We start from the raw sequence: 22264 nt of genomic DNA on the forward strand, positions 1-22264 counted from the left end.
TCGAGGAGGAACCGACATGACATCGCATCTTTTCAAAACTCTACTTGTCGCGGGCAGCTTGATCGCCAGCATCGCGGCGGCAAACGCGCAGGAATGCGCCAAGGAACCGGTCACGGTGGGCTTCCTGCCCAAGCTCGACACAGACCCCTATTTCCAGGTTGCACAAACAGGTGCGGAAGAGGCTGCAAAGGAGATCGGCGGCAAGGCGATCAAGCAGGCTCCGTCGCAGGCAACCGCCGAGGCGCAGATCGATTTCATCAACAATCTGGTTTCGCAGAAAGTCGGTGTCATCGCGATCTCCGCCAACGACGCCAATGCCGTGGCCCCCGCCTTGCGCCGCGCGGCCAAGCAGGGTGTGAAAGTCGTATCCTATGATTCCGACGTATCGACTGCCGCCCGTTCCGTCTTCCTCAATCAGGCGGCCGGCGACAGCCTGGCCGAAATGATGCTGGAATCGATGGGGCAGATGATCAACTATGACGGCGAGTTTGCGATCCTGTCCTCGACCCCGACGGCCACAAACCAGAATGCCTGGATCGACTTCATGAAGAAGACGATGGCGGGCGACAAGAAATACTCCAAGATGAAGCTCGTTCAGGTCGCCTATGGCCAGGAGAGCGAACAGGTCAACCAGCAGCAGGCGCTGGCCTTGGCGCAGGCATTTCCGAACCTCAAGGGCATCATCATCCCGGCCGGCATCGGCTTGCCCGCGGCTGCCCGCGCAATGGACCAGGCGGGCCTTCTCGGCAAGGTCAAGCTGACCGGTCTGGCGCCGGCAACCCTCATTAAGAAGTATATCCAGAACGGCTCCGTTCAGGATATTTGGTGGAACGTCAAGGATCTCGGCTACCTCACCTACTATGCGGCCCAGGCCGTCGCGCAGTGCAAATTGACGGGCAAGGAGGGTGAGACCTTCGAAGCAGGCAGGCTCGGTTCCTACAAGGTTGGAGCTAACGGCGAAGTTCTTCTTGGACCTGCGGATATCGTGACGCCGGCAAACGTCGAAGAATTCAAGTTCTGAAATCCGTCGACGTGAAGGGTGGTGCCGCAGTGGCACCACCCGATTCAACTGACATCGGGAGACCACCATGAAGCCAGTTCTGCTTGCCGGCGAGACGTTTCACGTCACCTCCTTTGCCTCCAAGGGATATGAAGTTGGAGCGTCTGCGCGATATTCGAACGGTGCCGAGCGCTACATTCAGGGCCTTGCGGCGCATGGCGTCGTGGTCGTCCAGATCGGCGGCGAGCGTTGCGAAAGCGAATTTCCGACGACGATGGACGGACTTGACGCCTATTCGGCGGTCGTGTTGTCCGACGTGGGCGCGCTGTCGCTTCTCCACACCCCGCAGACGAGGGCAGGCCGCCGCTCCGTGAACCGCCTCGCGCTTCTGAGGGAGTGGGTGGATCAAGGTGGGGCGCTGATGATGGCAGGCGGATATTGCAGCTTTCAAGGCATCGATGGCCTTGCCATGTTCCGCGGCACGGCGGTGGAGGAATGCCTTCCTATCGAGTGTTTTCCTGGCGCTGATGGCTTGGAGGCGCCAGAGGGCCTGGATCCGGTCATTCATGAAATCGGTCATCCGATACTGGCAGGAGTGCCATCGCCGATACCTTATGTCCTTGGCATGAACCGCGTTGCCGCCCGCGGCGACATGGAGACAAAAACACTGATTAATTGCGGCCATCGCACCGGACAAATGCCGCTCCTGTCGGTTCGCGACTATGGCGCCGGCCGGACTCTGGCTTGGACGACCGACATCGGTCCTCACTGGCTGTCCCAAGACTTTATGAAATGGCCCGGTTATGATCTGCTGATGGCCAACATGATCCGCTGGCTCGCTCGAGAAATTTAGGGGGATCGTTCGAACGACGGCGAGCGCCGAAAATCTCTCGCAGTTTCTTTGAAGCAAGGTGCGGTCACTCGTCTCTATTCCAAATGCGTGGGTTCGCAGCGATCATGGATTTGCTAAACCGAATCCTCTTGGAACTGCGTGGAGGCGTCGACCGGGCGCAGCCTTACCTCGCGGCGCTTGATCCAGAGCTTGTGTGTCGGGGCGTCGACGCTTCGGAAAGACACGCCCTGCTTGAGCTCGGCTTTACTTGTCCACGGAGGACATCCGCACTCCGGACAGAATTGGCGTCCACCGATCGACAGTGCCGCCATCGCTCTCGAACTGACCGGCCGGCCATATGGCGAAGTAGGTGAATGCGGCGGGTCCCCTGCCGTCAGTCGGTACAGTGACAGATGCCACCCGCGTTAGGGTCAGTGATGGCAATGCGCACATTTCCGCGGAGGCAGGATTCTGCCAGGACGCCCATCAACGGTTGACTATTCGTCGTCGACGACTTCGGTATCGGGGCGGTCGCCGCCATCGGCATGTTCCGTCTGCCACCGACCATCGGCGAGCTGATATGAAATTTCGGCATCGCGGCCTTCAATGTGCTGGCGCTGGGCCGCCGACTTGGCGGCAGCGAGCGCGCTATCGTGGTCCGAATAGGTCTCCGACCAGACGTTTCCCAGGCGGTAGGCAAATCCGCCGTCGTGCTCGCCGACATGATAGGTGATAGTCGTCATCCTGTTCCCTCCTTGGCGTTGATATAAATTAGGGCGCAGCGCCAACGCGACAATTGTGCCGCGCTACGGTGAGCTGAGACATGCGTCAAGATGCAGCGCAAAGTAGAAAAGCCGGTGTCCGAAAGGACTTGGGCTCCGTCGCGTTCGAAAGGACGCGGATGGCGATGTAAGTAGCCGACGTCCGATAGCCTCCGCGCCAGGTCGGGTTCAACTCTATTCAGCGACGATCGCTGCCTCATCCGTTACTTTGCAAGCGCTGGCATTGCTCTCATCCTACTCAATCGTAGGAGAACCGCGAAGGCGGTCAGGCTCAGCACAGGGACGAGAAAACAGCAAATCACCTATAAGAGGATCGGCGCTCTCGGTGCCGTCAGCGCGCAGTATCGATGCGCTGGCTGCAAGGCGGAAGCGGCAAACGTGATCGCGGTCAAGCTCGCGACCGGTCAGACGTCGATTGATCTCGATCCCGCCCTGATCGAAGATTCGTTCATGACGGACCGGTTGGCGCAAAATGGTGAACGATTTTCGCGAATTGATCGAGGCGATCTGCCTCCGGGGTCAAGATTTGCCGATCCTCGTCCGTCCGCCACCGGAGAATGATGGCAGTTGACGCGAAACGGTCTTTGACGATACGGCAACACGACAGGGCGGATGGCGGAAAGACCGCCGGTAAGGCGGAAGAACTGCGGAGCATGGGTTTGAAACGGGCGGTGGATTTTTTCTTGGCTTTGATTTCGGCGGCGATCCTGCTCGTTCCAATCCTTGTCGTCGCTCTTTGTGTGCGACTGACCTCGCCGGGACCGATCCTCTATTGGTCCAAACGTGTCGGACGTTTCAATCAGATCTTCCTGATGCCGAAATTTCGCAGCATGCGCGTCGACACACCGACGGTTGCCACGCATCTGCTCGAAAATCCAGATCGGTTTCTGACACCCATCGGCTCGTTTCTGCGCAAATCCAGCCTCGACGAACTGCCACAGCTCTGGTGCATTCTCGAGGGGAAGATGAGTTTCGTCGGGCCACGGCCGGCACTCTACAATCAATATGATCTGATAGAGTTGCGCACCGCCCATGGTGTCGACAAGCTCCTGCCCGGATTGACGGGATGGGCGCAGATCAATGGCCGGGACGAATTGCCGATTCCAGAGAAGGTAAAATTCGATGTCGAATATCTCGAACGTCGCTCGTTCGGCTTCGACATAAACATCCTGTTTATGACTGCCGAGAAGGTCATCCGCCGTAAGGGCATACGGCATTAGGTTACCTACTTCTGATAGATAAGTCGGTGCAGAAGACCTTGATTTCCGATTATTTCAGTTGCGCTCGTTGCAGAAAGCGACAAGAAGGTGGTTGTCTATTGATCTGCGAGACGCTGGTAAGCAATGCCTGAAAATACTCCCACTGAGACGCCGCGCTCGGGATGGTTCTTAATGCCGCTGCAAGCGCTTGTCGCCCCTCTGCTGGCGATGCCGCGTGTTGCCAAACGCGCCCTGGCTTTGCTGGTGGATTCCAGCTTTTGTGTTCTGACCATCTGGCTCGCCTATTGCTTCCGCCTCAACGAATGGACGGTGCTGACCGGCGTGCAATGGTTGCCGGTCGTCGTTTCGTTGTGCATGGCCCTTCCCATCTTCATCGTCATGGGCATGTACCGGGCGATCTTCCGTTATGCCAATATGGCTGCTTTCATTACTGTTCTGAAGGCCATTGCGATCTACGGCTTCGCCTTCATGACGATATTTACTGCCCTCAGCGTCCCCGGTGTTCCCAGAACCGTCGGTATCCTCCAGCCCTTCCTGCTGTTGATTGCGATCGGGCTGTCGAGGTTGAGTATCCGCTACTGGCTCGGGGATGCCTACCAGCGCATCCTTCACAAGAATATGCTCGCCAAGGTGCTGATCTATGGGGCAGGGACGGCCGGGCGGCAGCTGGCCGGCGCCTTGATCAACAGTGCCGAACTCAATGTCGTCGGCTATCTGGATGATGACCCGCGTCTCAAGGGCGGCGTCATGGGTGGTTTGCCGATCTACGACCCCTCGGACCTTCCGGTGCTTGCAGAATCTCTCGGCGTGCACAACGTGCTTCTTGCTCTTCCCTCCGCATCGCGGCAGCGTCGCAATGAAATCCTGGAGCACATCCGTAAAGCCAGGGTCAATGTTCGCACGTTGCCGGATCTCACGGCCCTGGCTCAGGGACGCATCGCCGTCTCCGACATCAGAGAGCTGGAGATCGAAGATCTGCTGGGGAGGGAAGCGGTCGCACCACGGCAGGAGTTGCTCGACAAGGCGATGCGTAAAAAGGTGGTAATGGTCACGGGTGCTGGTGGCTCGATCGGCGGCGAGTTATGCCGCCAGATTCTGCGCAACGAGCCTTCGAGCCTGATCCTCATCGATCAGAACGAGTTTGCGCTTTATAATATTCATGCCGAATTGCAGAAGCTGGCCGAACTGTACAAACACGAAAATACGCAGATCGTCCCGATTCTCTGTTCTGTCCGCGATCAGGATCGCATGGAACATGTCATGCAGAGCTGGCGACCTCAGACGCTCTATCATGCGGCCGCTTACAAGCATGTTCCCCTTGTCGAACATAATGCCGTGGAAGGCATCAAGAACAATGTGATGGGTACGCTGGTCGCGGCACGCGCGGCGAATAAATGCGGCGTCTCGAATTTCGTGCTGATCAGTACAGACAAGGCCGTGCGTCCGACAAATGTGATGGGGGCCAGCAAGAGGTTGGCAGAGATGGTTCTGCAGGCGCTCGCAGCAGAATCGGCGACTGACAGAATGCGAACGAATTTTTGCATGGTCCGCTTCGGAAACGTCCTCGGCTCCTCCGGATCCGTCGTGCCGCTTTTCAGGCAGCAGATCAAGGAAGGCGGCCCCGTTACGCTGACACATCCTGATATAACCCGCTATTTCATGACCATTTCGGAAGCCTCGCAGCTCGTCATACAGGCCGGCGCGATGGCCGACGGCGGCGATGTTTTCTTGCTCGACATGGGGGAGCCCGTCCGCATCGCCGATCTCGCCCGCAAGATGGTCGAGCTTTCCGGGCTGGCCGTCCGCGACGAGAACAATCCCGAAGGCGATATCGAGCTGTCCGTTACCGGTCTTCGGCCCGGCGAGAAGCTCTACGAAGAACTTTTGATCGGCGACAACCCAGAAACAACCGAACATCCTCGCATTATGAAGGCGCGCGAGGATTTCCTCTTCTGGTCGGAGCTTTCGAAAAAGCTCAACTCGCTCAATGCGGTATTGGATCGGAACGATATGGTCGCGGCACGTGCGATGTTGGCCGAACTCGTCTCCGGCTATTCCTCAACAGGTGAGGTCTCGGATCTGGCTTTCAGCGGTACCGAGCCAATACGGCTGCCTCAGCCAATTCAAAGCACGTTGTAGAGTCTGCAGGCGCAAGGGATGCCAGACGTCAGCTCCGGACGACGGGGGCAAAGCGCGTGCTGCCGCGATCCGCACAAATAAGGGCGACGAGGTAAGCGAAGATCGGATCCAAAGCTTTCTGATTGAACATGATGCCAAAGCTGCCCGTGATGACGTAGCTGCTGACGAGCAGAAGAGCGAGCGCAATCGCTAAATCCCGGCCCGGTCCCGCTTCTTTTCTCAACGCGCCTATCACCGGTGTCAGCAGCATCAGCGAAAGCGCTGCAATGCCGAAAACACCGGCGTCGATTCCCGCGGTCAGAAAGCCGTTGTGGACATGCGAGTAAGGCAGCTGCGGCCTTATGTTATCGGGCAGCTCTGCCAAAACCGAACTCATCCGGTTCTGCGGGCCATAACCTGTCAACGGGTCCTTACTGATTGCCGATAGTGCGCCTTTGTACAAGGCGAACCGCGCACTCAGCGACGTGATCTCGCCGTCGGTGCGTTCGAGCGATGTCAGATTTTCCTGAAGCGCCTGGATGCGATGGAGGATCTGGCCGCTGCCCAGGGCGATAAGTCCCGCCAACAGCAAGGCGCTGGTAATAGCGAGGCTGCGCAAACTCAGATGGAAGCTGTGCTTGCGAAAATACCAGAGGAAGATGACGATATGGATGGGAATGACCAGCCAGGCAGAGCGCGTTCCGGAAAGCAGAACGCAGCCTAGACCGGCGGCATATCCCAATATCGCAATTCTTTGCTCCACGCTTCTGGGAGATTGAACGTTGAGAAGCGCAATGCCGCCGAACAGGATCCCTATCACACCCAGGAGCGCAGCGTTCGAAGTCCCAGCCTCTGCTCTCTCCATCAGAAACATGATCTGCAGTAGACTGAAAACAAAGGTGACGATCATGCCGATGCCTGCGCCGAGGATAAAGAGCGGCACGAGACGGCCATCGGGAGATTGGCGCATCCGCGGCAATATCAGCCAGACCGAGAAGAAAGGCAGGAGGCGGAATATCCAGTCCGCTACGTCGGAGTAAGGCGGATTGATGAAGATGCTGGCGATCATCACCAGCGGGTAGATTGACATGCCAATGGCAACCAGCCGGTCGGATCTCGACAGGTTCAAGGCGAGGCGGCCCGTCGCCAGACAGTAGACGCCCCACACCATCGACGCGAGGAGGATGAAGGAGTTAAAGTTCGGAGAAAGCCCTGGAAGGATTGCAAAGAGAAAGACGGCAATGCGGTTGTTTCGGTCGAGTGCGCTTCCGGCCTCATCCCCCTGACAAAGCACTGCCATCTTGAGTTGTCTAAGATAATTCACTTTGCCGGTCCTGACCGTGTCGATGCTGCCTCGCTAAGGATCGCGATCACAGCTGTCAAGCTGTGATGAGGGTGCAATCTATGGCTTTATTCGACGTGGTATTCCAGCAACAGGCGTCCGGACAGACGTGGTTCCATTCGATGATCAGTGGAAAATGGCTGCGACGGTAAGTCCGGCCTCAACAGAAAACACGTTTGAAGTGCGGGCTTGAAGGTTGATAGCAAGCAGCCAACGGGCGTTGCCGAGAGAAGAGGAGGCGGCGACATCCAGATCGGCACGGCTGGTCGAAAAACCGATGCATGCGCCTCGTTGAAGTGAAGCGGCGGCCGCTATCGCCAATATGGGCGTGTCGAACCTTCCGCCGATGATCGACCAAGGAGATATCCAAGCCCGAATGCGACAATGCCGGTGGTGAGCAGCAATGCGCTTGCAGTGCGCGGGTGCTCTCTGGCACCGAAGGCGACGGCATAAGCCTCACGCTTCATCTCTTTGGCCGCTGACTTTGCTACCTTGGTCAATCCCTCCGGCTGCTCAGTGGGCGTTCCGGTAAATCCGGCGTTCAAGTTCTGTTTGTCGACCATGTCGGGTACCTTTCTGAAATTGGCAAGAGGTCTGAGATTGGCGCGAGCCGGAAAGTTCAATCCTGCTCGCGTGTGCCGGGGGAGGCTTCGCGTTGATCGGCGTCCTCGAGATCGGTCTTGACGAGAAATGTATCCGTATGTTGGCGCGAAGCTTCTCGCAATGCTGCGAGGTTTGGAGGATTGTCGGCTTCACCCTGCTGTGCATCGACTTCATGTTCAGCCAGGCTCCAGTGATGCCCGTGCTTGCCTTCCGGCCTCCCTTCCTTCTCCCACAGGGAATATGCCCTTTTTCGGATCTCTTCCTCGCGGCCTGCTGCCGGCGATCCGCCGCTCTGGCGGCTGACTTCCTTTGAGGCTCGCGGAGTCGCTTTCCGTCTGCCTGCCTCCGCGGCGGGTCGAACTCCCGGTCGGGCGCCATCGGTTGTATTTTCGCTCGTTTCGGGTCGTGCTGGCTTTTTCATAAAAGTCTCCTTGCGGATCTCAACCAACTTGGCCGATCTAAGTTCCAAATAAAGAGCGCCTTGGTGCAGAGATCGGGTGTCCATTTTCTGCGAGGTCTGTCATTCACCCGGGCTTCGCACCGTAATTGCCGTTCCATGTTCTTGCCTCGAGCCTACGGCACGCGGGTGGAATTGCTCAATTCGCGAGGCGCCGAACCTTGAGTGGCATGTCTTGGCACGGCAACAAAACTGATATACTAGTATGCCACGGAAATTCAGCGTCCTGGTATATCCATGCGGCAAGCATCAGAAACTGAAGTTTTGGTCGCCCCGGCTTTGCGGGAGGTCGGGGGCAGGCTGCGCCGGATCACCACAGCCGGCGCCATCTACGATCGCCTCTATGCAGACATCGTGTCGCTGCGGATGCCGCCCGGTATGCTGCTGCAGGAAAAGCGGATCGCCGATGATTTCGGCGTTAGCCGCACGCCGGTGCGCGAGGCGCTGCTCCGGCTTTCCGAAGGCGGACTGATCGATATCTACCCACAATCGGGCACCGTCGTGTCGCGGGTGCCGGTCTCGGCGATCCCTGAGGCAGTTGTCGTGCGCAAGGCGCTTGAAGGCACGACCGTCGAGGCTGCGGCTCTGACCGCGACGGCCGCTGATATCGCCCGTCTCGACGCCATCATTGCCCGCCAGCAGGTGCATGCCGCAACCGGCAATGCCTCGGGCTTCCATGAGGAGGACGAGGCCTTCCATGAGGCGATCACGCAGATATCGGGTTATCCCGGCATCTGGGCAATCCTGAAAACGGTCAAGGTGCAGATCGACAGGGCACGGCGGCTGACGTTGCCGGTGCTCGGGCGCACGGATACTGTCGTGCAGGAACACATGATCATTCGCGATGCACTCGCCGCCCATGATGCAGCGGTTGCACGCAGCGCGATGACCCATCATCTGAGTGCCGTCATTCCCGATGTCGATGAGTTGCGCGCGCGTTATCCCGATTATTTCTGCTGACGGCAGTGCTTAAACAAGAAACGAAAAGGCGAGGAAAGAAGATGCGGCAGGGTTGGAGATGGTTCGGACCGGAAGCGCCGGTGACGCTGGATGAGGTCCGCCAGACGGGCGCGACCAATATCGTCTCTTCGCTACATCAGGTGCCGATCGGCAGGGCCTGGACGGAGAAGGAAGTGCGCGAACGCCAGTCTCTGATCGAGGCGACGCCCGGCGACCGCTCGCCGCTCGTCTGGTCGGTTGTCGAGAGCATCCCGATCCCCGATGCCGTCAAGCGCAAGGGCGGGGAGGCGAAGGCCGAAATAGAGGCGTGGATCGCCAGCCTCGAAGCGGTGGCTGCCTGCGGCATTCCGATCGTCTGCTATAATTTCATGCCTGTCGTCGACTGGACCCGCACCGACCTCGATTACGTGACGCCGACAGGCGCCACCGCCATGCGTTTCGATCACGAGCGTTTCGCAGCCTTCGATCTCTTCATCCTGGAGCGGCCGGATGCGGCCCAGCACTATTCCACCGAGGACCGCGAGAGGGCGCGCGTGGTCTTCGAGTCGATGACCGACGATGAGGTCGCCGACATCACCCGCATCATCACCTCCGCTCTGCCGGGGTCGACCACTGAGCCTCTGACCATTCCGGCCTTTCGGGATAAGCTGGTTGCCTATAGCGGTATTGATGCCGCAAGGCTGCGCCGGCACCTGGTCGAATTCCTCGAGGCCGTCACGCCCGCCGCCGAAGCGCGCGGCGTCAAGCTGACGCTGCATCCCGACGATCCGCCGCGTTCGCTATTCGGCTTGCCGCGCATCGCCTCGACGGCCGAGGACTATGCCGCTCTCTTCGATGCGGTGCCGTCGGCGGCGAACGGCATGTGTTACTGCACCGGCAGCCTCGGCGTACGCGCCGAGAACGACCTATCTGCGATCGCCCAGCGCTTCGCCTCGCGCATCCACTTCGCCCATCTGCGCGCCACGACGCGCGAGGGCGACGGCCGGACATTCCATGAAAGCGCCCACCTGGAAGGTGATGTCGACATGGTCTCCGTTCTTCGCGAGCTGGTTGCCGAAGACAGCCGCCGCGCTCCCGAAGACACCATCGTCTTTCGCTCGGACCATGGCCACCGCATGCTCGACGATCTCGACAAGGTCGTCACCCCGGGCTACCCGGCCATCGGCCGTATGCGCGGCCTCGCCGAACTCCGCGGCATCCTGCATGCGCTGGGCGCGCCGCCGAACTGAGGAGACCTTCGAGCGTCAGGGACAGTCAGGAAAACTGCTGGCGGAACCGGGCGGGCGTCAGCCCCTTGCCCGCCTTGAAGGCCTTGCCAAAGGCGGCCTCTGATTCATAGCCGACTTCGGCGGCGATATCCGCGACTGTGCGGCGTGTCCGCAACAGCAGGTCGCTTGCAAGCATCATCCTGAGATCCCTCAGGAAGGTGCCGACGGTCATTGCCGCAGATTCCTTGAATTGTCTCGCATAGGTCGCCCGCGACATGGCGCTGAGATCGGCCAGTTCATCGATCGTCCAGTCATGCGCGGGGTCAGCCATCACCGCCATCACCGATTTCACCAACCGCGGATTGGTCAGCAGCGGCAGCACGCCCGGCGTCCCGAGCGAAGCCGCGCCGCGCGAGCGCAGCGCCATGGTGAAAAGCGCAAGGCACATGGCCGTGACGATCGTGCGGGCGCCCGGCTGCTCTTGCGCCGTCTCCTCACGCAGCAGCGAGACCAGCATCTTCAGCGTTTCCTCCGACTGCGCGCCGATCAGGGAGGCCTGAAAGACATCGGGCAGTGTATCGAGCAGCAGTGTCGACGAGCCCCAGGCGCAATCGAAATGGCCGCAGAGCAGATCGACATCCGCCGTCTCCGCCGGTGCGTTTTCGCGCAGCGGCAGCATGCCCTCATGCGTAACCTTGAACGGCGTTGCCGGCCCAGCGTCCTCCGTGCCGATGATGGCGTGGGCCGCGCCGCGCGGAAGAAGCACGAAATCGCCGGACTGCATGAACACCTCATGGCCGGCCGACGTGCGAATCCGGCAGTTTCCTCCAAGAACGAGATGAAAGGGCACGCTGCCTCTGGCAGTGGCTTCATGATCGATATGAAAGGCGCCTTCCAGCCGGCAGCGAATGTCGAGCGCCGGTTGAAGGCGGGAGAGGTCGATCAGGCGGCTAAGCATATCCATGAGACGTTCGCGCTAGAAATTGAGCCAATAGAGCATTCAAAGAATCTCTTCGCGGGTTCATAGTCCTTTCGGAAAGACGAGGCAACGACGCCATCGCCTGGAGATAAAGGAAACTGCCATGTTGAACTGGAAGGAATACCGCGCGGAGCTTTTCGGCCGGGTCGGTGAGATGGCCAAGCTCGCGCCGGAGACGGTGAAGGGCTACCAAACACTGTCCGCCGCCGGCCAGAAGACCAATCACCTCGACGCCAAGCAGCGTGAGCTGATTGCTCTTGCTGTTGCCGTGACGCTGCGCTGCGATGGCTGTATCGTGGTCCACACGACCGAAGCCGAAAAGCTCGGCGCCACCAGGCAGGAGATCGCCGAAGCCCTCGGCGTCGCAATCTCGGTCAATGCAGGTGCAGCACTCGTCTACTCGGCGCGCGTACTCGACGCCGCCGAGACCATTGCCAGTTAGTCGTTCGTCCAACCATGTGAGGGCAGGGCGTTATGCCCTGCCGGTCCGAACCAGAGCGAGACCAGACCATGACAATGCAATCTGCCGAACGGAACATCGGTACCGGTTTGCGGTTGCCGCGCGTTCCGGCTTCCTTCTTCAGTATCGTGCTCGGCGTTGCCGGCCTCGGCAGCAGTTGGAGGGCCGCAGCGGCCATGTGGCCGGTGCCCACAGGCGTCGGGGAGGCGCTGAGTTTGCTGGCCGTGGCGATCTGGCTGGTCGTGACCCTGTTCTATGCGGCCAAGTGGATCGTTGCGGGACAGGAGGCGATGGCGGAGATCGAGCATCCCGTCCAATGCTGCTTCGTCGGCCTTGCCGGCGTTGCCACCATGCTCGTCGCTCTGGCCCTGCTGCCCTATACGAGAATCGTCAGTGAAATTCTCTTCGCCATCGGTGCCGCCTTTACGCTGTTCTTCGCCCTCTGGCGCACCGGGCTTCTCTGGCGCGGCGGCCGTGATCCTGCAGCGACGACGGCGGTTCTTTATCTGCCGCTTGGCGCCGGTTCCTTCGTTGCGGCGACGGTCGTCAGCGCTCTCGGTTATCAGGATTGGGGGCAGCTTGCCTTCGGTGCCGGTTTCTTTTCCGCGCTCGCAATCGAATCCGTGCTGCTCCATCGCCTGATGACCTCCCCCGTCATGGCCGAGCAACTGCGCCCGACGCTCGGCATCCAGCTTGCTCCGCCTGCCGTCGGCAGCCTCGCTTATCTGAGCGCCACCTCCGGCCCGCCGGATATGCTTGTTCATGCCATGCTGGGTTACGCCGTACTCCAGGCCTTGTTGCTGCTGCGCCTGCTGCCCTGGATCATGAAGCAACCCTTCGGGGCTTCGTACTGGGCCTTCACCTTCGGCGTCACGGCGCTGTCGACGTCAGCACTGCGCATGGTCGGGCGCGGTGATATCGGGGCCGTTGCCGATCTTGCGCCCTTCCTGTTCCTGCTTGCCAATGTCGCCGTCGCCCTGATCGCGATCGGGACGATCTGGCTGCTCATCAGGGGCAAGCTTTTTCCTGCACCCGCACCGGCTCGCTCGTAAGGAAAATCATTGCGCTCTGAAGCCTGAGCGATGCTTCAGAGCGCGCAGCCCTTCAGGAAAAGGTCGGCGCACATCTTTGCTCGTGCCGCAATCGCCTCGATCTTCGGCGGCGGTTCCTGGCGCAGGATCGCCGCGCGCTGCGGCTCCATGGCCATCATGCCGCGCAGCATGCCGCAGGCGAGATGCGGATCCTCGAGCGCAATGAGGCCGCGGTCGACCTGCCGGCGCAGCCAGTCCTCCATCAGCGCATTGGTGCGCAGGATCGCCTGTTCGTAGAAGGAGGTGGCGATTTCAGGGAAGCGGTCCGACTCACCGATGACGAGGCGCATGATGGTGACCGTATCTTCCGAAAGCGACAGCATGCCGTAAGCCATCAGCATGCGCTCCAGCCCATCTCTCAGATCGGCGACGGCGAGCGTCGGGGGATCGAGCGCTAGCAGGAAGCCGACGATACGCTCAGAGATCGTGCTGGCGAAGAGATCGGCCTTGGTCGGAAACAGCCGGTAGAGGGTCTTTGTGGAAACCCCAGCCTCCTGGGCGATCGTGGCGATGCTGGCCGCCGCGTAGCCATTCTCGTGAAACTGGGTGTTCGCGGCCTCGATGATCACGCTCCTCGTGTCGTCGTCACAGCGCAACTGCGGCCTTCCGCGCGGCCTTCTCTCAATTTGTTGATTTTGGACCATGATCATTTTCCAAATTCCCATTGACATCCATTTTATAGTGCATATTTTGGAAAACATCAAGTTTCCTAAATGGGATTTCACTTGAATTCAGAGGCCGCAGCCCAAGAGACGGCGACCCGTCATCCGGAGAGAGACAATGACCATCAAGAAGCTGCATGCCTTGAACAACAATACAGCCGTCGAAACCACCGCCGAAGCCGCCCCGGCAAGCTTGGACGCCGGCAAGCCGCCGCGCGTCACCGAAGCTGCCGCCCCCGTTGCCGAGGAAAAGCCCGCCCGCAAGCGCGGTGGCCGCTCCCTGCTTCTCGGCGCCACCGCACTCGTGATGATCGCCGCCGGCGCCTATTACGGCCATGATTACTGGACGGTCGGCCGCTTCCATATCTCGACCGACGACGCCTATGTGAAGGCCGACAGCAGCACCATCGCCCCCAAGGTTTCAGGCTATCTCGCCGAGGTACTCGTCATGGACAACGAGACAGTCAAGGCCGGCCAGCCGCTCGCCCGCATCGACGACCGCGACTTCAAGGCGGCCCTCGATCAGGCCAAGGCCGATGTCGCCGCAGCAGAGGCCACCGTCAACGCCAAGCAGGCTTCGCTCGATATCCAGCAGTCGACCATCGCTGCGGCCCGCGCGACCGTCGACGTCGACCGCGCCAACGAGACCTTTGCCGAGCAGAACAACAAGCGTTATTCGAACCTCGCCACCAGCGGTTATGCCCCGGTCCAGACGGCGCAGCAGGCCGCCTCGCAGATCGCTGCCGCCCAGGCCTCGATCGTCCGCGACACCGCCTCGCTCGATGCCGCCGTCAAGCAGGTCGATCTGCTGAACGCCGAACTGGCCCAGGCAAAGGCAGCCCTTGCCCGCAGCGAGGCCGTCCAGCACCAGGCCGAGCTCAACCTTTCCTATGCGACGATCACCGCGCCTGTCGACGGCACCGTCGGCAACCGGACGCTGCGCGTCGGCCAATATGTACAGGCCGGCACCCAGCTGATGTCGGTCGTGCCGACGACGGCTGCCTATGTCATCGCCAACTACAAAGAAACCCAGCTCACCGACGTCAAGGCCGGCCAGCCCGTCGATATCGAGGTCGATATGTTCCCCGGCCGCACCTATCACGGCCATGTCGACAGCCTCGCTCCGGCAAGCGGCCAGGAATTTGCCCTGCTGCCGCCCGATAACGCCACCGGCAACTTCACCAAGGTCGTCCAGCGCATTCCGGTCAGGATCGTACTCGACGGCGCCGCCGCCGCCAATGGCGACCTGCGACCCGGCATGTCCGTCCAGCCGAGTATCGATACCAAGAACGACCGTAGCTAGGCCGGGGGACGAGGAGTTCGTGTCATGTCCACCATCGCAGCAACATCAATCGCCGCTCCGCAGCCGAAATCCGGCGCCAGCACCAGGGAATGGATCGCCGTTCTCGCCGGCATGATCGGCGCCTTCATGGCGATCCTCAACATCCAGATCACCAATGCCTCGCTGCTCGACATCGAGGGCGGCATCGGAACGGGCGTCGACAACGGCGCCTGGATCTCCACCTCCTACCTCATCGGCGAGATCGTCGTCATTCCGCTGACCGCCTATTTCAGCAATGTCTTCTCGTTCCGCCGTTATATCCTCGTCAATTCCGTCCTGTTTCCGCTGTTTTCGATTGGCTGTGCCTTCGCCCATGATCTCGGCACGATGATCGTGCTGCGCGGCCTGCAGGGTTTTGCCGGCGGCGTGCTGATCCCGATGGCCTTCACCATGGTGCTGACCAAGCTGCCGAAGCACCAGCAGCCGCTCGGCCTTGCGGCCTTCGCGCTTTCGGTCACCTTCGCACCGGCGATCGGCCCGACCATCGGCGGCTACCTCACCGAAAACTACGGCTGGCAGACGATCTTCTTCATCAACGCCATCCCGAGCGCCATCATGGCGGTCGCCCTTGCCCTGACGCTCGACAAGCAGCCGATGCGCCTCGGCCTGCTTCGGGAAGGCGACTGGGCCGGGATCTTTAGCATGGCGATCGGTCTCTCGGCGCTGCAGACGGTGCTCGAAGAAGGCAACAAGGAGGACTGGTTCTCCTCGCCCTTCATCGTCAAGCTCAGTATCGTCGCCTTCGTCTTCCTCGTCGCCTTCATCTGGATCGAGCTGACGGTGGAGAAGCCGCTGGTCAAGCTGCGCCTGCTGAAGCAGCGCAATTTCGGCATCGGCGTTGCCGTCAACGTGCTGGTCGGCGTCGCCCTTTTCGGCACCGTCTATATCCTGCCGCAATATCTCGGCCAGGTGCAGCGCTATAATGCCGAGCAGATCGGCAACGTGCTGGCCTGGACCGGCCTGCCGCAGCTGCTTCTGATCCCGCTCGTGCCGATGATGATGAAGCGCTTCGATGCGCGCTATATCGGCTTCCTCGGCATCTCGATCTTCGCGATCAGCTGCTTCATGAACATCACCTTGTCAGCCGATACCGCAGGCGACCAGTTCTGGATCCCGAACATCGTGCGCGCCATCGGCCAGGCGCTGGTGCTGACGCCGATCACCGCCATCACCACTGCCGGCATCGCGCCTTCGGATGCGGCTGCCGCCTCGGGCCTGACCAACATGCTACGTAATCTCGGCGGCGCGGTCGGCACGGCAACACTCGGCACCGTGCTGACCAAACGCGAGCAGTTCCACTCCAACATCATCGGCCAGTCGGTGACGCTCGGCCGCGACGAAGTCCGCACCCGTCTCGACCAATTGACCGGCTACTTCATGCAGCATGGTGTCTCCGACCATGCCGTCGCAGCCCAGAAGGCCGTTGTGGCGCTTGGCCAGGTCGTCAAACGCCAGGCCCTCATCCTCGGTTTTGCCGATACCTTCGCCGTCATCGGCGTGGTTCTTGCCATTGCAGCCGTCGCCCTGCTGCTCACCCAGAAGCCGCAGGCCGGCGGTGGCGCTGGCGCTCATTAAATGAAACATCGGCGCTCGCCCGACTTCCCGGCGAGCGCTTTCCGCTGTCTTCTATTGCGGAATTTCGACCGTGAAGACGAAGCTCGCCACCGCGCCCGGCGCCAGGATCGTGGTGGACGGCCTTTTCGAAAGCTCGCTCGAGCTCCCCTCTTCCGCAGCCGTTCCGTGCCAGGGCTCGATGCAGAGGAAGGGCGCGCCCGGTTTGGTCCATAACGCAAGGTTGGGCAGGTTTTCGAAATGGAACTGCATGGTCGGCCCGTGTTCGGCGCCATAAGCCAGCCCTTCGCCCGCACCATCAGGGAAAATCATCGCATCCTGCTCGAACATCGAATGATCGAGCACCAGCCGGCCGGCTTTGAATGGGGAGGGCAGGGCCGCGGGGTTGATGAGGCCGCCTTCCAGCCGTACAAGCGCCGGCTCGCCTTCATTGTCGAGCGTGACGATGTGGTCGCGGCCGGAAGTACCGGGCAATGGCCAGGCGAAGGCGGAATGGAAGCCGAGACCGAAGGGCATTGCTTTCCGGTCGCGATTGGTAACCTCCGCCGTGACAGTCAACGCGTGACCCTCCACCACATGCACCACGGCCAGCTGAAAATCGAAAGGATACACCGCCCGCGTCGCATCCGAGGCGAACAGTTCGAACCGGCACATCGTCTCGGTGGATGCCGCAAGGGTGAATTCGCTGCGACGGGCAAAGCCATGCTGAGCCATCGGATAGACCGTGCCGTCGATCGCGATCTTGTCGTCAGGCGCCTTGCCGACGATCGGAAACAGGATCGGCGACCGCCCGGTCCAGAAGGCTGCGTCGCCGGTCCATAACCAAGAGCGCCCGTCGCTTGACGTGAGCGCCTGCATCTCGGCGCCGAGGGAGGAGACATCGACGGTGAGATCCTGATTCCCGATCCGGATTGAGATTGGCATCGCGTTTCCTTTCGCATTGGTTCCGCATCAAGCCATACCGTTCCGCACCGGCGATTTCCACCCAATAGCGAGGCTGGACGGCTGCCACACCAGCCGTCGCCGCGCTATTTTCGCACTGCGCCCAATCTCGCGATGACTTCGTTGGGGATGCCGTAACGCTGGATGGCGTCGCGGTTGTTCCGCAAGCCGCAGATCTCACGCTGGATGAAGAATGCCCAGACGGCGTCTGATGCTTCATTGAGAAGCCTCTCGCGTTCCTCAGTGCTTTGGCGATCGGCAGCCCAGGCCTTCAGGGCGGCGAGCGTCGCCTCCACCTTCAGCCCGTGACGTCCAAGCGAATCGGCGCGTTCCGACATCAGCTCGTATTCGAGGACGTTGAAGCCGTTTCTATTCTGCTCAGATGGTCTGAAGGACTGCGGCGGACGAACGCTCATTGGCGCGAGTTCCAGTTGGCGTGAGCCGCGATATTATCCGATCCTGTTGCAAATTAAAGAAGGTGAGCATGATGTGTTTCGAAAACCGCTCAGGCTTTTCGGCACCATACTCTTGATCGAGAGGGTGGGAAACAGGGCTATCCTGCGCTTCCCCCACATGGCATAAGCGCGCCAAAATCTCCTTCTCCAGGCGCCGCGTAAATCATGATCCGTATCGAAAACATCAGCAAGCAGCTCAGCCACCGTATCCTCTTCATCGAGGCGTCCGCGGCCCTTAACAGAGGCGAGAAGATCGGCCTTGTCGGTCCGAACGGCGCCGGCAAGACAACGGTCTTCCGGATGATCAACGGCGAGGAGCAGCCCGACGAGGGGCAGGTCTCCGTCGAGAGGGGCGTCACCATCGGCTATTTCAACCAGGATGTCGGCGAGATGGCGGGTCACAGCGCCGTCGCCGAGGTGATGAATGGCGCCGGTCCGGTCAGCATCGTTGCCGGCGAATTGCATGATCTCGAGGCGGCGATGGCCGATCCCGAGCAAGCCGATAACATGGAGGAGATCATCGAGCGCTACGGCGAGGTGCAGGCGCGCTACGAGGAGCTGGACGGTTATGCGCTCGAGGGGCGCGCCCGCGAAGTGCTCGCGGGCCTGAGCTTCAGCCAGGAGATGATGGACGGCGATGTCGGCGCGCTGTCGGGAGGCTGGAAGATGCGCGTGGCGCTCGCCCGCATTCTCCTCATGCGCCCCGACGTCATGCTGCTCGACGAGCCGAGCAACCATCTGGATCTGGAAAGCCTGATCTGGCTGGAGGAATTTCTGAAAGGTTACGAGGGCGCGCTGCTGATGACCTCGCATGACCGCGAGTTCATGAACCGCATCGTCACCAAGATCATCGAGATCGATGCGGGCACGCTGACGGCCTATTCCGGCGACTATGAATTCTACGAACAGCAGCGGGCGCAGAACGAGAAGCAGCAGCAGGCCCAGTTCGAGCGCCAGCAGGCGATGCTCGCCAAGGAGATCAAGTTCATCGAGCGCTTCAAGGCGCGCGCCTCGCATGCCTCGCAGGTGCAGAGCCGGGTGAAGAAGCTGGAGAAGATCGACCGGGTGGAGCCGCCTAAGCGCCGCCAGATCGTTTCCTTCGAGTTCCAGCCGGCGCCGCGCTCCGGCGAGGACGTGGTCAACCTGAAGAACGTTCACAAGAAATACGGCAGCCGAAGCATCTATGAGGGGTTCGACTTCGTCGTGCGGCGCCGGGAGCGCTGGTGCATCATGGGCATCAACGGCGCCGGCAAGTCGACGCTGCTGAAGCTGGTAACGGGCTCGACCGCGCCGGATCAGGGCAGCGTTGCGCTGGGCGCCAGCGTCAAGATGGGCTATTTCGCTCAGCACGCCATGGATATTCTCGATGGCGAGCGCACCGTCTTCCAGATGCTGGAAGACCAGTTTCCCCAGGCGGGGCAGGGGCCGTTGCGCGCGCTGGCCGGCTGCTTCGGCTTCTCCGGCGACGATGTCGAGAAGCGGTGCCGGGTCCTATCCGGCGGCGAGAAGGCGCGGCTGGTCATGGCGATCATGCTGTTCGACCCGCCGAACCTGCTCGTGCTCGACGAGCCGACGAACCATCTCGACCTCGACACCAAGGAAATGCTGATCAAGGCGCTGTCGCAATATGAGGGCACGATGCTGTTCGTCTCGCACGATCGGCATTTTCTGGCAGCACTCTCCAACCGGGTGCTGGAACTGACGCCCGAGGGTGTCCACCAATATGGCGGCGGCTACACCGAATATGTAGCGCGCACCGGCCACGAGGCGCCCGGCCTGCGAAGCTGACGGTTTTTTGCGCAGCATGTCGAAACCGTCAGCGTCGAATCGACAAGCGGAGAGCAGGCCAGCGATATCGGTTGGCCGCTCGAAGCAACGGAGGAGAAAATGCCCATGCTGTTGGATCGGATCGAGGTCGTTACCCTGTTCGTCGATGATATCGACGCCGCCAAAACGTTCTACCAAAAGGTCTTTGCGCTCGACGTCGTTTGTGAAGACGCGGTATCCTCAGTCCTGAAATTCTCGGGAACGATGATCAACCTGCTCGATGCAGCGCAGGCGCCTGAACTGGTCGAGCCCTCCGCCGTGTCAGTCCCCGGTTCGGGCGCGCGCGTCCTGCTGACGATCAAGGTCGATGACGTCGATTTGGTCTGTGCAGAGCTGCACAAACTCGGGGTCGCGCTGCTCAATGGTCCGATCGATCGTCCATGGGGTCGCCGCACCGCGGCTTTTGCGGATCCGTCGGGCCATGTCTGGGAGGTCGCGCAGGAATTGCGCTAGACAGCTGTTGCGCGCTTTGCCGCTGCCTTCAAATTTAGGGGGTCGTGAGGCGAGAGGGCTCGCCTCTCCGGCCTCATCGATGCGTCTCGGCAAGCCGCTTCGTCCATGCGAAGAACGGATTCAGCGGCTATTGCCACGATGATGACCAAATTCCGTGGTGTTCGGAGGCCTCTTCATGCAATCGGGGACGGGCGCATCGGCATGGACTGGATCAATCGTTATATCGATCAGCCGCTACTGCACGGCGCGGCGGGTTTGCTGCGGAGTTGGCATCTCCGCACGCGGCAACCGCCGGAGCTGCTGGAGCCGACGTGGAATCTCGTCGTGCTCTCCTTTCTCCTGATCGCGAGCGGGCAGGTTATGGCCGGCGAGACTTTCACGCTCAGTGTCGCCGCGCTGATCATGCTGGCGTTGCCGTCCGCGCGAAAGCTGCTTTCGGCTGTGAAGGCAGGGCAAGGCGGTTACGGCGCCCGGGAGTACAAGTCGCTGAGAGCGCGCGCCATCGCCAAACGTGAGGCGGAGTGGTCGGTGCGGATCATTGTCCTCTTCGCATCGGCCTGCCTTCCGTTCATCGCCCGCATCGACGATCCGGTGGGAGCCTGTTTCATGTTGGGAGCCAGCATCTGGTTCGTGCTGACCGGGCCGCTCAAGGCCTATCTCGATGCGGCCGAACCTCCCGAGCCGAATGAAGGCGACCGCACGTACAGCGGCGCCTTTCATTTCGGCTGAAGGGAACCGATGCGACGCCGCATGTCCCGGCCATCAGACGGGTGGGAACCAAATGCGGCCGTCTCCGTTATCTCCGCAGCAACGTACAAGGAGATTGCGATGCTTTACTACGCTCTGGTATTTCTCGTCGTGGCCTTGATTGCCGGCGTCCTCGGATTTGGCGGCATCGCAGGGGCGTCAGCTTCCATTGCCCAGGTTCTGTTCTTCATTTTCCTGGTGCTGTTCGTCGTATCTCTCGTCATGCGACTGATGCGAAAAGTATAGAACGGACAGATTAAAATATAAAAACCCGGCGAAGCACATCGCCGGGTTTTTCTTTATTGCCACATTCGGTTTCATGTCTCCATCACTGAAGGCTTCCGTCCCGGTCGTGGTCGGCTGTCGCGAAATCCGCCACCACCCGCTGCATGAATTCGCTTCGGCTGATGCGGCTGTTGTGGTTCGCATCGGTCAGAGTGAATTGCTCGATCGTCAGGATTTGCACCGTCTCGTCGGACTGCAGGCTGCCGTCCTTGTTCTTGTCGAGACTTCCGAAAGCCGTGCCCATGAAGGTCTCGTATTCCGATCGGTCGACGGTCTTGCTGGTATTGGCGTCCAGCCGATCCATCTGGCCCTGATACATTGATCCGGGCTGTTGCCGTTGTTGCGCCACTGCCCCAACGCATTGGCACAGTATGAATGTGGTCACCAAAGCCAAGGTCTTCAAATATCCCTCCCCAATTAGCGGCAAGCCAGACGGTTGCCGACGTAACCGCCGCCGCCGATGCCGGCGCCGACAGCAAGCACCTGCCCGGTTCCGGCGCCGATCGTGCTGCCGATCAAGCCACCGACAATCGCGCCGCCGACGGTTCCGGCGATGCAGCCGAATTCGGAATTACGATCCGAGACGGCCTGCGACGTCGGGCCGGACTGGCAGCCGGAGACGGCAAGGCATCCCGCCAGTATGATGTTTGTCCTGCGTATGCGCATCTTTCCCTCCCGATGAAATTACCCGTTCTCTCCAATAGAGATCGGCGGGCGTACGATTGTCCGGCCCGCGCGAAAATATCGCCTCATTATATTTCTCAAATTCAGACTTAGTTTCTGTTCCAACAGAAGCAGAATTCTGAAAGCAACCAGAAATTCTGCGGCAATGCCAAGCAATCATGCCGTTTCCTCTCCAGTTGCACTGCTGCATGGAGAGTATCTTCGAACAGTACAGCTATCTATACGGCATGGCAACCTACGCGA

Annotated in this window: 25 protein-coding genes; 15 read left to right on the forward strand and 10 right to left on the reverse strand. The window is 60.5% G+C overall.

Annotation, left to right across the window (positions count from 1 at the left end):
• Positions 1–16: 16 nt before the first annotated feature.
• Positions 17–1021, forward strand: coding sequence for a rhamnose ABC transporter substrate-binding protein (locus AC25BC_RS33125; protein WP_012759921.1), 1005 nt, complete (start codon positions 17–19; stop codon positions 1019–1021).
• Positions 1022–1088: 67 nt separating this feature from the next.
• Complete coding sequence (locus AC25BC_RS33130; RefSeq protein ID WP_128439959.1) at positions 1089–1853, forward strand: glutamine amidotransferase; 765 nt, start codon at positions 1089–1091, stop codon at positions 1851–1853.
• Positions 1854–2329: 476 nt separating this feature from the next.
• On the opposite strand, the gene AC25BC_RS33135 is transcribed toward AC25BC_RS33130, so the two are convergent.
• The gene (locus tag AC25BC_RS33135) at positions 2330–2575 is read right to left on the reverse strand and encodes a hypothetical protein (protein ID WP_128439958.1); all 246 of its coding nucleotides are present in this window, start codon (positions 2573–2575) and stop codon (positions 2330–2332) included.
• Between the two features lie 417 nt (positions 2576–2992).
• Between AC25BC_RS33135 and AC25BC_RS33140 the strand changes: the two genes are divergently transcribed.
• The 3 genes from AC25BC_RS33140 to AC25BC_RS33150 all read left to right on the forward strand — a co-directional run bounded on the left by AC25BC_RS33140 (position 2993) and on the right by AC25BC_RS33150 (position 5973).
• Positions 2993–3175, forward strand: coding sequence for a hypothetical protein (locus AC25BC_RS33140; protein WP_128439957.1), 183 nt, complete (start codon positions 2993–2995; stop codon positions 3173–3175).
• A 92-nt stretch (positions 3176–3267) separates the two neighbouring features.
• The gene (locus tag AC25BC_RS33145) at positions 3268–3834 is read left to right on the forward strand and encodes a sugar transferase (protein WP_128439995.1); all 567 of its coding nucleotides are present in this window, start codon (positions 3268–3270) and stop codon (positions 3832–3834) included.
• 123 nt (positions 3835–3957) lie between these two features.
• Complete coding sequence (locus AC25BC_RS33150; RefSeq protein ID WP_128406055.1) at positions 3958–5973, forward strand: polysaccharide biosynthesis protein; 2016 nt, start codon at positions 3958–3960, stop codon at positions 5971–5973.
• A 28-nt stretch (positions 5974–6001) separates the two neighbouring features.
• On the opposite strand, the gene AC25BC_RS33155 is transcribed toward AC25BC_RS33150, so the two are convergent.
• The 3 genes from AC25BC_RS33155 to AC25BC_RS33165 all read right to left on the reverse strand — a co-directional run bounded on the left by AC25BC_RS33155 (position 6002) and on the right by AC25BC_RS33165 (position 8318).
• Positions 6002–7276 carry an O-antigen ligase family protein gene (locus tag AC25BC_RS33155; protein WP_128439956.1) on the reverse strand — a complete coding sequence of 425 codons (1275 nt, stop codon included), beginning with the start codon at positions 7274–7276 and terminating at the stop codon, positions 6002–6004.
• 329 nt (positions 7277–7605) lie between these two features.
• Positions 7606–7857: a hypothetical protein gene (locus tag AC25BC_RS33160; RefSeq protein WP_128406053.1), complete on the reverse strand. Its 252-nt coding sequence runs from the start codon at positions 7855–7857 to the stop codon at positions 7606–7608.
• Between the two features lie 56 nt (positions 7858–7913).
• Complete coding sequence (locus AC25BC_RS33165; protein WP_128439994.1) at positions 7914–8318, reverse strand: DUF2934 domain-containing protein; 405 nt, start codon at positions 8316–8318, stop codon at positions 7914–7916.
• 273 nt (positions 8319–8591) lie between these two features.
• On the opposite strand from AC25BC_RS33165, the gene AC25BC_RS33170 reads away from it, so the two are divergent.
• Complete coding sequence (locus AC25BC_RS33170) at positions 8592–9314, forward strand: GntR family transcriptional regulator (protein WP_128439955.1); 723 nt, start codon at positions 8592–8594, stop codon at positions 9312–9314.
• Positions 9315–9355: 41 nt separating this feature from the next.
• Positions 9356–10543: a mannonate dehydratase gene (uxuA, locus tag AC25BC_RS33175; RefSeq protein WP_128439954.1), complete on the forward strand. Its 1188-nt coding sequence runs from the start codon at positions 9356–9358 to the stop codon at positions 10541–10543.
• A 25-nt stretch (positions 10544–10568) separates the two neighbouring features.
• Here uxuA and AC25BC_RS33180 read toward each other — a convergent pair whose 3' ends face one another.
• A complete protein-coding gene (locus AC25BC_RS33180; protein ID WP_128439953.1) occupies positions 10569–11486 on the reverse strand; it encodes an AraC family transcriptional regulator in 918 nt (305 codons plus the stop codon).
• Positions 11487–11604: 118 nt separating this feature from the next.
• Here AC25BC_RS33180 and AC25BC_RS33185 point away from each other — a divergent pair, with 118 nt between their 5' ends.
• Together AC25BC_RS33185 and tehA are read left to right on the forward strand one after the other, a co-directional pair.
• A complete protein-coding gene (locus tag AC25BC_RS33185; protein ID WP_128439952.1) occupies positions 11605–11943 on the forward strand; it encodes a carboxymuconolactone decarboxylase family protein in 339 nt (112 codons plus the stop codon).
• Positions 11944–12011: 68 nt separating this feature from the next.
• Positions 12012–13013 carry a dicarboxylate transporter/tellurite-resistance protein TehA gene (gene tehA / locus AC25BC_RS33190; protein WP_128439951.1) on the forward strand — a complete coding sequence of 334 codons (1002 nt, stop codon included), beginning with the start codon at positions 12012–12014 and terminating at the stop codon, positions 13011–13013.
• Positions 13014–13048: 35 nt separating this feature from the next.
• Here tehA and AC25BC_RS33195 read toward each other — a convergent pair whose 3' ends face one another.
• Positions 13049–13696, reverse strand: a complete 648-nt coding sequence (locus tag AC25BC_RS33195; protein WP_017997070.1) for a TetR/AcrR family transcriptional regulator — start codon at positions 13694–13696, stop codon at positions 13049–13051.
• A gap of 136 nt (positions 13697–13832) precedes the next feature.
• Here AC25BC_RS33195 and AC25BC_RS33200 point away from each other — a divergent pair, with 136 nt between their 5' ends.
• Both AC25BC_RS33200 and AC25BC_RS33205 read left to right on the forward strand, forming a co-directional pair.
• Positions 13833–15017, forward strand: a complete 1185-nt coding sequence (locus tag AC25BC_RS33200; protein ID WP_128439950.1) for an HlyD family secretion protein — start codon at positions 13833–13835, stop codon at positions 15015–15017.
• Between the two features lie 24 nt (positions 15018–15041).
• On the forward strand, positions 15042–16631 hold the full coding sequence (locus tag AC25BC_RS33205) for a DHA2 family efflux MFS transporter permease subunit (protein ID WP_033183914.1): 1590 nt from the start codon (positions 15042–15044) through the stop codon (positions 16629–16631).
• 51 nt (positions 16632–16682) lie between these two features.
• Here the strand turns inward: AC25BC_RS33205 and AC25BC_RS33210 are convergent, their stop codons facing one another.
• Complete coding sequence (locus AC25BC_RS33210) at positions 16683–17552, reverse strand: aldose 1-epimerase family protein (RefSeq protein WP_128439949.1); 870 nt, start codon at positions 17550–17552, stop codon at positions 16683–16685.
• A gap of 104 nt (positions 17553–17656) precedes the next feature.
• Positions 17657–17986, reverse strand: coding sequence for a DUF6665 family protein (locus tag AC25BC_RS33215; RefSeq protein WP_128439948.1), 330 nt, complete (start codon positions 17984–17986; stop codon positions 17657–17659).
• 204 nt (positions 17987–18190) lie between these two features.
• On the opposite strand from AC25BC_RS33215, the gene AC25BC_RS33220 reads away from it, so the two are divergent.
• The 4 genes from AC25BC_RS33220 (at position 18191) to AC25BC_RS33235 (ending at position 21298) form a co-directional block, all read left to right on the forward strand.
• On the forward strand, positions 18191–19813 hold the full coding sequence (locus AC25BC_RS33220; RefSeq protein WP_128439946.1) for an ABC-F family ATP-binding cassette domain-containing protein: 1623 nt from the start codon (positions 18191–18193) through the stop codon (positions 19811–19813).
• A gap of 99 nt (positions 19814–19912) precedes the next feature.
• Positions 19913–20305 carry a VOC family protein gene (locus AC25BC_RS33225; RefSeq protein ID WP_128439945.1) on the forward strand — a complete coding sequence of 131 codons (393 nt, stop codon included), beginning with the start codon at positions 19913–19915 and terminating at the stop codon, positions 20303–20305.
• 138 nt (positions 20306–20443) lie between these two features.
• Positions 20444–21034 (forward strand): hypothetical protein, encoded by a 591-nt coding sequence (locus AC25BC_RS33230; protein ID WP_128439944.1) that lies wholly within the window; start codon positions 20444–20446, stop codon positions 21032–21034.
• 99 nt (positions 21035–21133) lie between these two features.
• Positions 21134–21298 (forward strand): DUF1328 domain-containing protein, encoded by a 165-nt coding sequence (locus AC25BC_RS33235; RefSeq protein ID WP_003549551.1) that lies wholly within the window; start codon positions 21134–21136, stop codon positions 21296–21298.
• 82 nt (positions 21299–21380) lie between these two features.
• Here the strand turns inward: AC25BC_RS33235 and AC25BC_RS33240 are convergent, their stop codons facing one another.
• Together AC25BC_RS33240 and AC25BC_RS33245 are read right to left on the reverse strand one after the other, a co-directional pair.
• Positions 21381–21740 (reverse strand): EF-hand domain-containing protein, encoded by a 360-nt coding sequence (locus AC25BC_RS33240; protein ID WP_128439943.1) that lies wholly within the window; start codon positions 21738–21740, stop codon positions 21381–21383.
• Between the two features lie 14 nt (positions 21741–21754).
• On the reverse strand, positions 21755–22003 hold the full coding sequence (locus AC25BC_RS33245) for a YMGG-like glycine zipper-containing protein (RefSeq protein WP_017969340.1): 249 nt from the start codon (positions 22001–22003) through the stop codon (positions 21755–21757).
• Positions 22004–22264 lie beyond the last annotated feature (261 nt).

This window comes from Rhizobium sp. WSM409 (assembly GCF_057653825.1).

What these genes read in the sequence shown, in the direction of transcription:
- AC25BC_RS33125 (WP_012759921.1), top strand. Translation starts at nt 17, where the DNA reads ATGACATCGCATCTTTTCAAAACTCTACTTGTCGCGGGCAGCTTGATC.
- AC25BC_RS33130 (WP_128439959.1), top strand. Translation starts at nt 1,089, where the DNA reads ATGAAGCCAGTTCTGCTTGCCGGCGAGACGTTTCACGTCACCTCCTTT.
- AC25BC_RS33135 (WP_128439958.1), bottom strand. Translation starts at nt 2,575, where the DNA reads ATGACGACTATCACCTATCATGTCGGCGAGCACGACGGCGGATTTGCC.
- AC25BC_RS33145 (WP_128439995.1), top strand. Translation starts at nt 3,268, where the DNA reads ATGGGTTTGAAACGGGCGGTGGATTTTTTCTTGGCTTTGATTTCGGCG.
- AC25BC_RS33150 (WP_128406055.1), top strand. Translation starts at nt 3,958, where the DNA reads ATGCCTGAAAATACTCCCACTGAGACGCCGCGCTCGGGATGGTTCTTA.
- AC25BC_RS33160 (WP_128406053.1), bottom strand. Translation starts at nt 7,857, where the DNA reads ATGGTCGACAAACAGAACTTGAACGCCGGATTTACCGGAACGCCCACT.
- AC25BC_RS33165 (WP_128439994.1), bottom strand. Translation starts at nt 8,318, where the DNA reads ATGAAAAAGCCAGCACGACCCGAAACGAGCGAAAATACAACCGATGGC.
- AC25BC_RS33170 (WP_128439955.1), top strand. Translation starts at nt 8,592, where the DNA reads ATGCGGCAAGCATCAGAAACTGAAGTTTTGGTCGCCCCGGCTTTGCGG.
- uxuA (WP_128439954.1), top strand. Translation starts at nt 9,356, where the DNA reads ATGCGGCAGGGTTGGAGATGGTTCGGACCGGAAGCGCCGGTGACGCTG.
- AC25BC_RS33180 (WP_128439953.1), bottom strand. Translation starts at nt 11,486, where the DNA reads ATGGATATGCTTAGCCGCCTGATCGACCTCTCCCGCCTTCAACCGGCG.
- AC25BC_RS33185 (WP_128439952.1), top strand. Translation starts at nt 11,605, where the DNA reads ATGTTGAACTGGAAGGAATACCGCGCGGAGCTTTTCGGCCGGGTCGGT.
- tehA (WP_128439951.1), top strand. Translation starts at nt 12,012, where the DNA reads ATGACAATGCAATCTGCCGAACGGAACATCGGTACCGGTTTGCGGTTG.
- AC25BC_RS33195 (WP_017997070.1), bottom strand. Translation starts at nt 13,696, where the DNA reads ATGGTCCAAAATCAACAAATTGAGAGAAGGCCGCGCGGAAGGCCGCAG.
- AC25BC_RS33200 (WP_128439950.1), top strand. Translation starts at nt 13,833, where the DNA reads ATGACCATCAAGAAGCTGCATGCCTTGAACAACAATACAGCCGTCGAA.
- AC25BC_RS33205 (WP_033183914.1), top strand. Translation starts at nt 15,042, where the DNA reads ATGTCCACCATCGCAGCAACATCAATCGCCGCTCCGCAGCCGAAATCC.
- AC25BC_RS33210 (WP_128439949.1), bottom strand. Translation starts at nt 17,552, where the DNA reads ATGCCAATCTCAATCCGGATCGGGAATCAGGATCTCACCGTCGATGTC.
- AC25BC_RS33215 (WP_128439948.1), bottom strand. Translation starts at nt 17,986, where the DNA reads ATGAGCGTTCGTCCGCCGCAGTCCTTCAGACCATCTGAGCAGAATAGA.
- AC25BC_RS33220 (WP_128439946.1), top strand. Translation starts at nt 18,191, where the DNA reads ATGATCCGTATCGAAAACATCAGCAAGCAGCTCAGCCACCGTATCCTC.
- AC25BC_RS33225 (WP_128439945.1), top strand. Translation starts at nt 19,913, where the DNA reads ATGCCCATGCTGTTGGATCGGATCGAGGTCGTTACCCTGTTCGTCGAT.
- AC25BC_RS33230 (WP_128439944.1), top strand. Translation starts at nt 20,444, where the DNA reads ATGATGACCAAATTCCGTGGTGTTCGGAGGCCTCTTCATGCAATCGGG.
- AC25BC_RS33235 (WP_003549551.1), top strand. Translation starts at nt 21,134, where the DNA reads ATGCTTTACTACGCTCTGGTATTTCTCGTCGTGGCCTTGATTGCCGGC.
- AC25BC_RS33245 (WP_017969340.1), bottom strand. Translation starts at nt 22,003, where the DNA reads ATGCGCATACGCAGGACAAACATCATACTGGCGGGATGCCTTGCCGTC.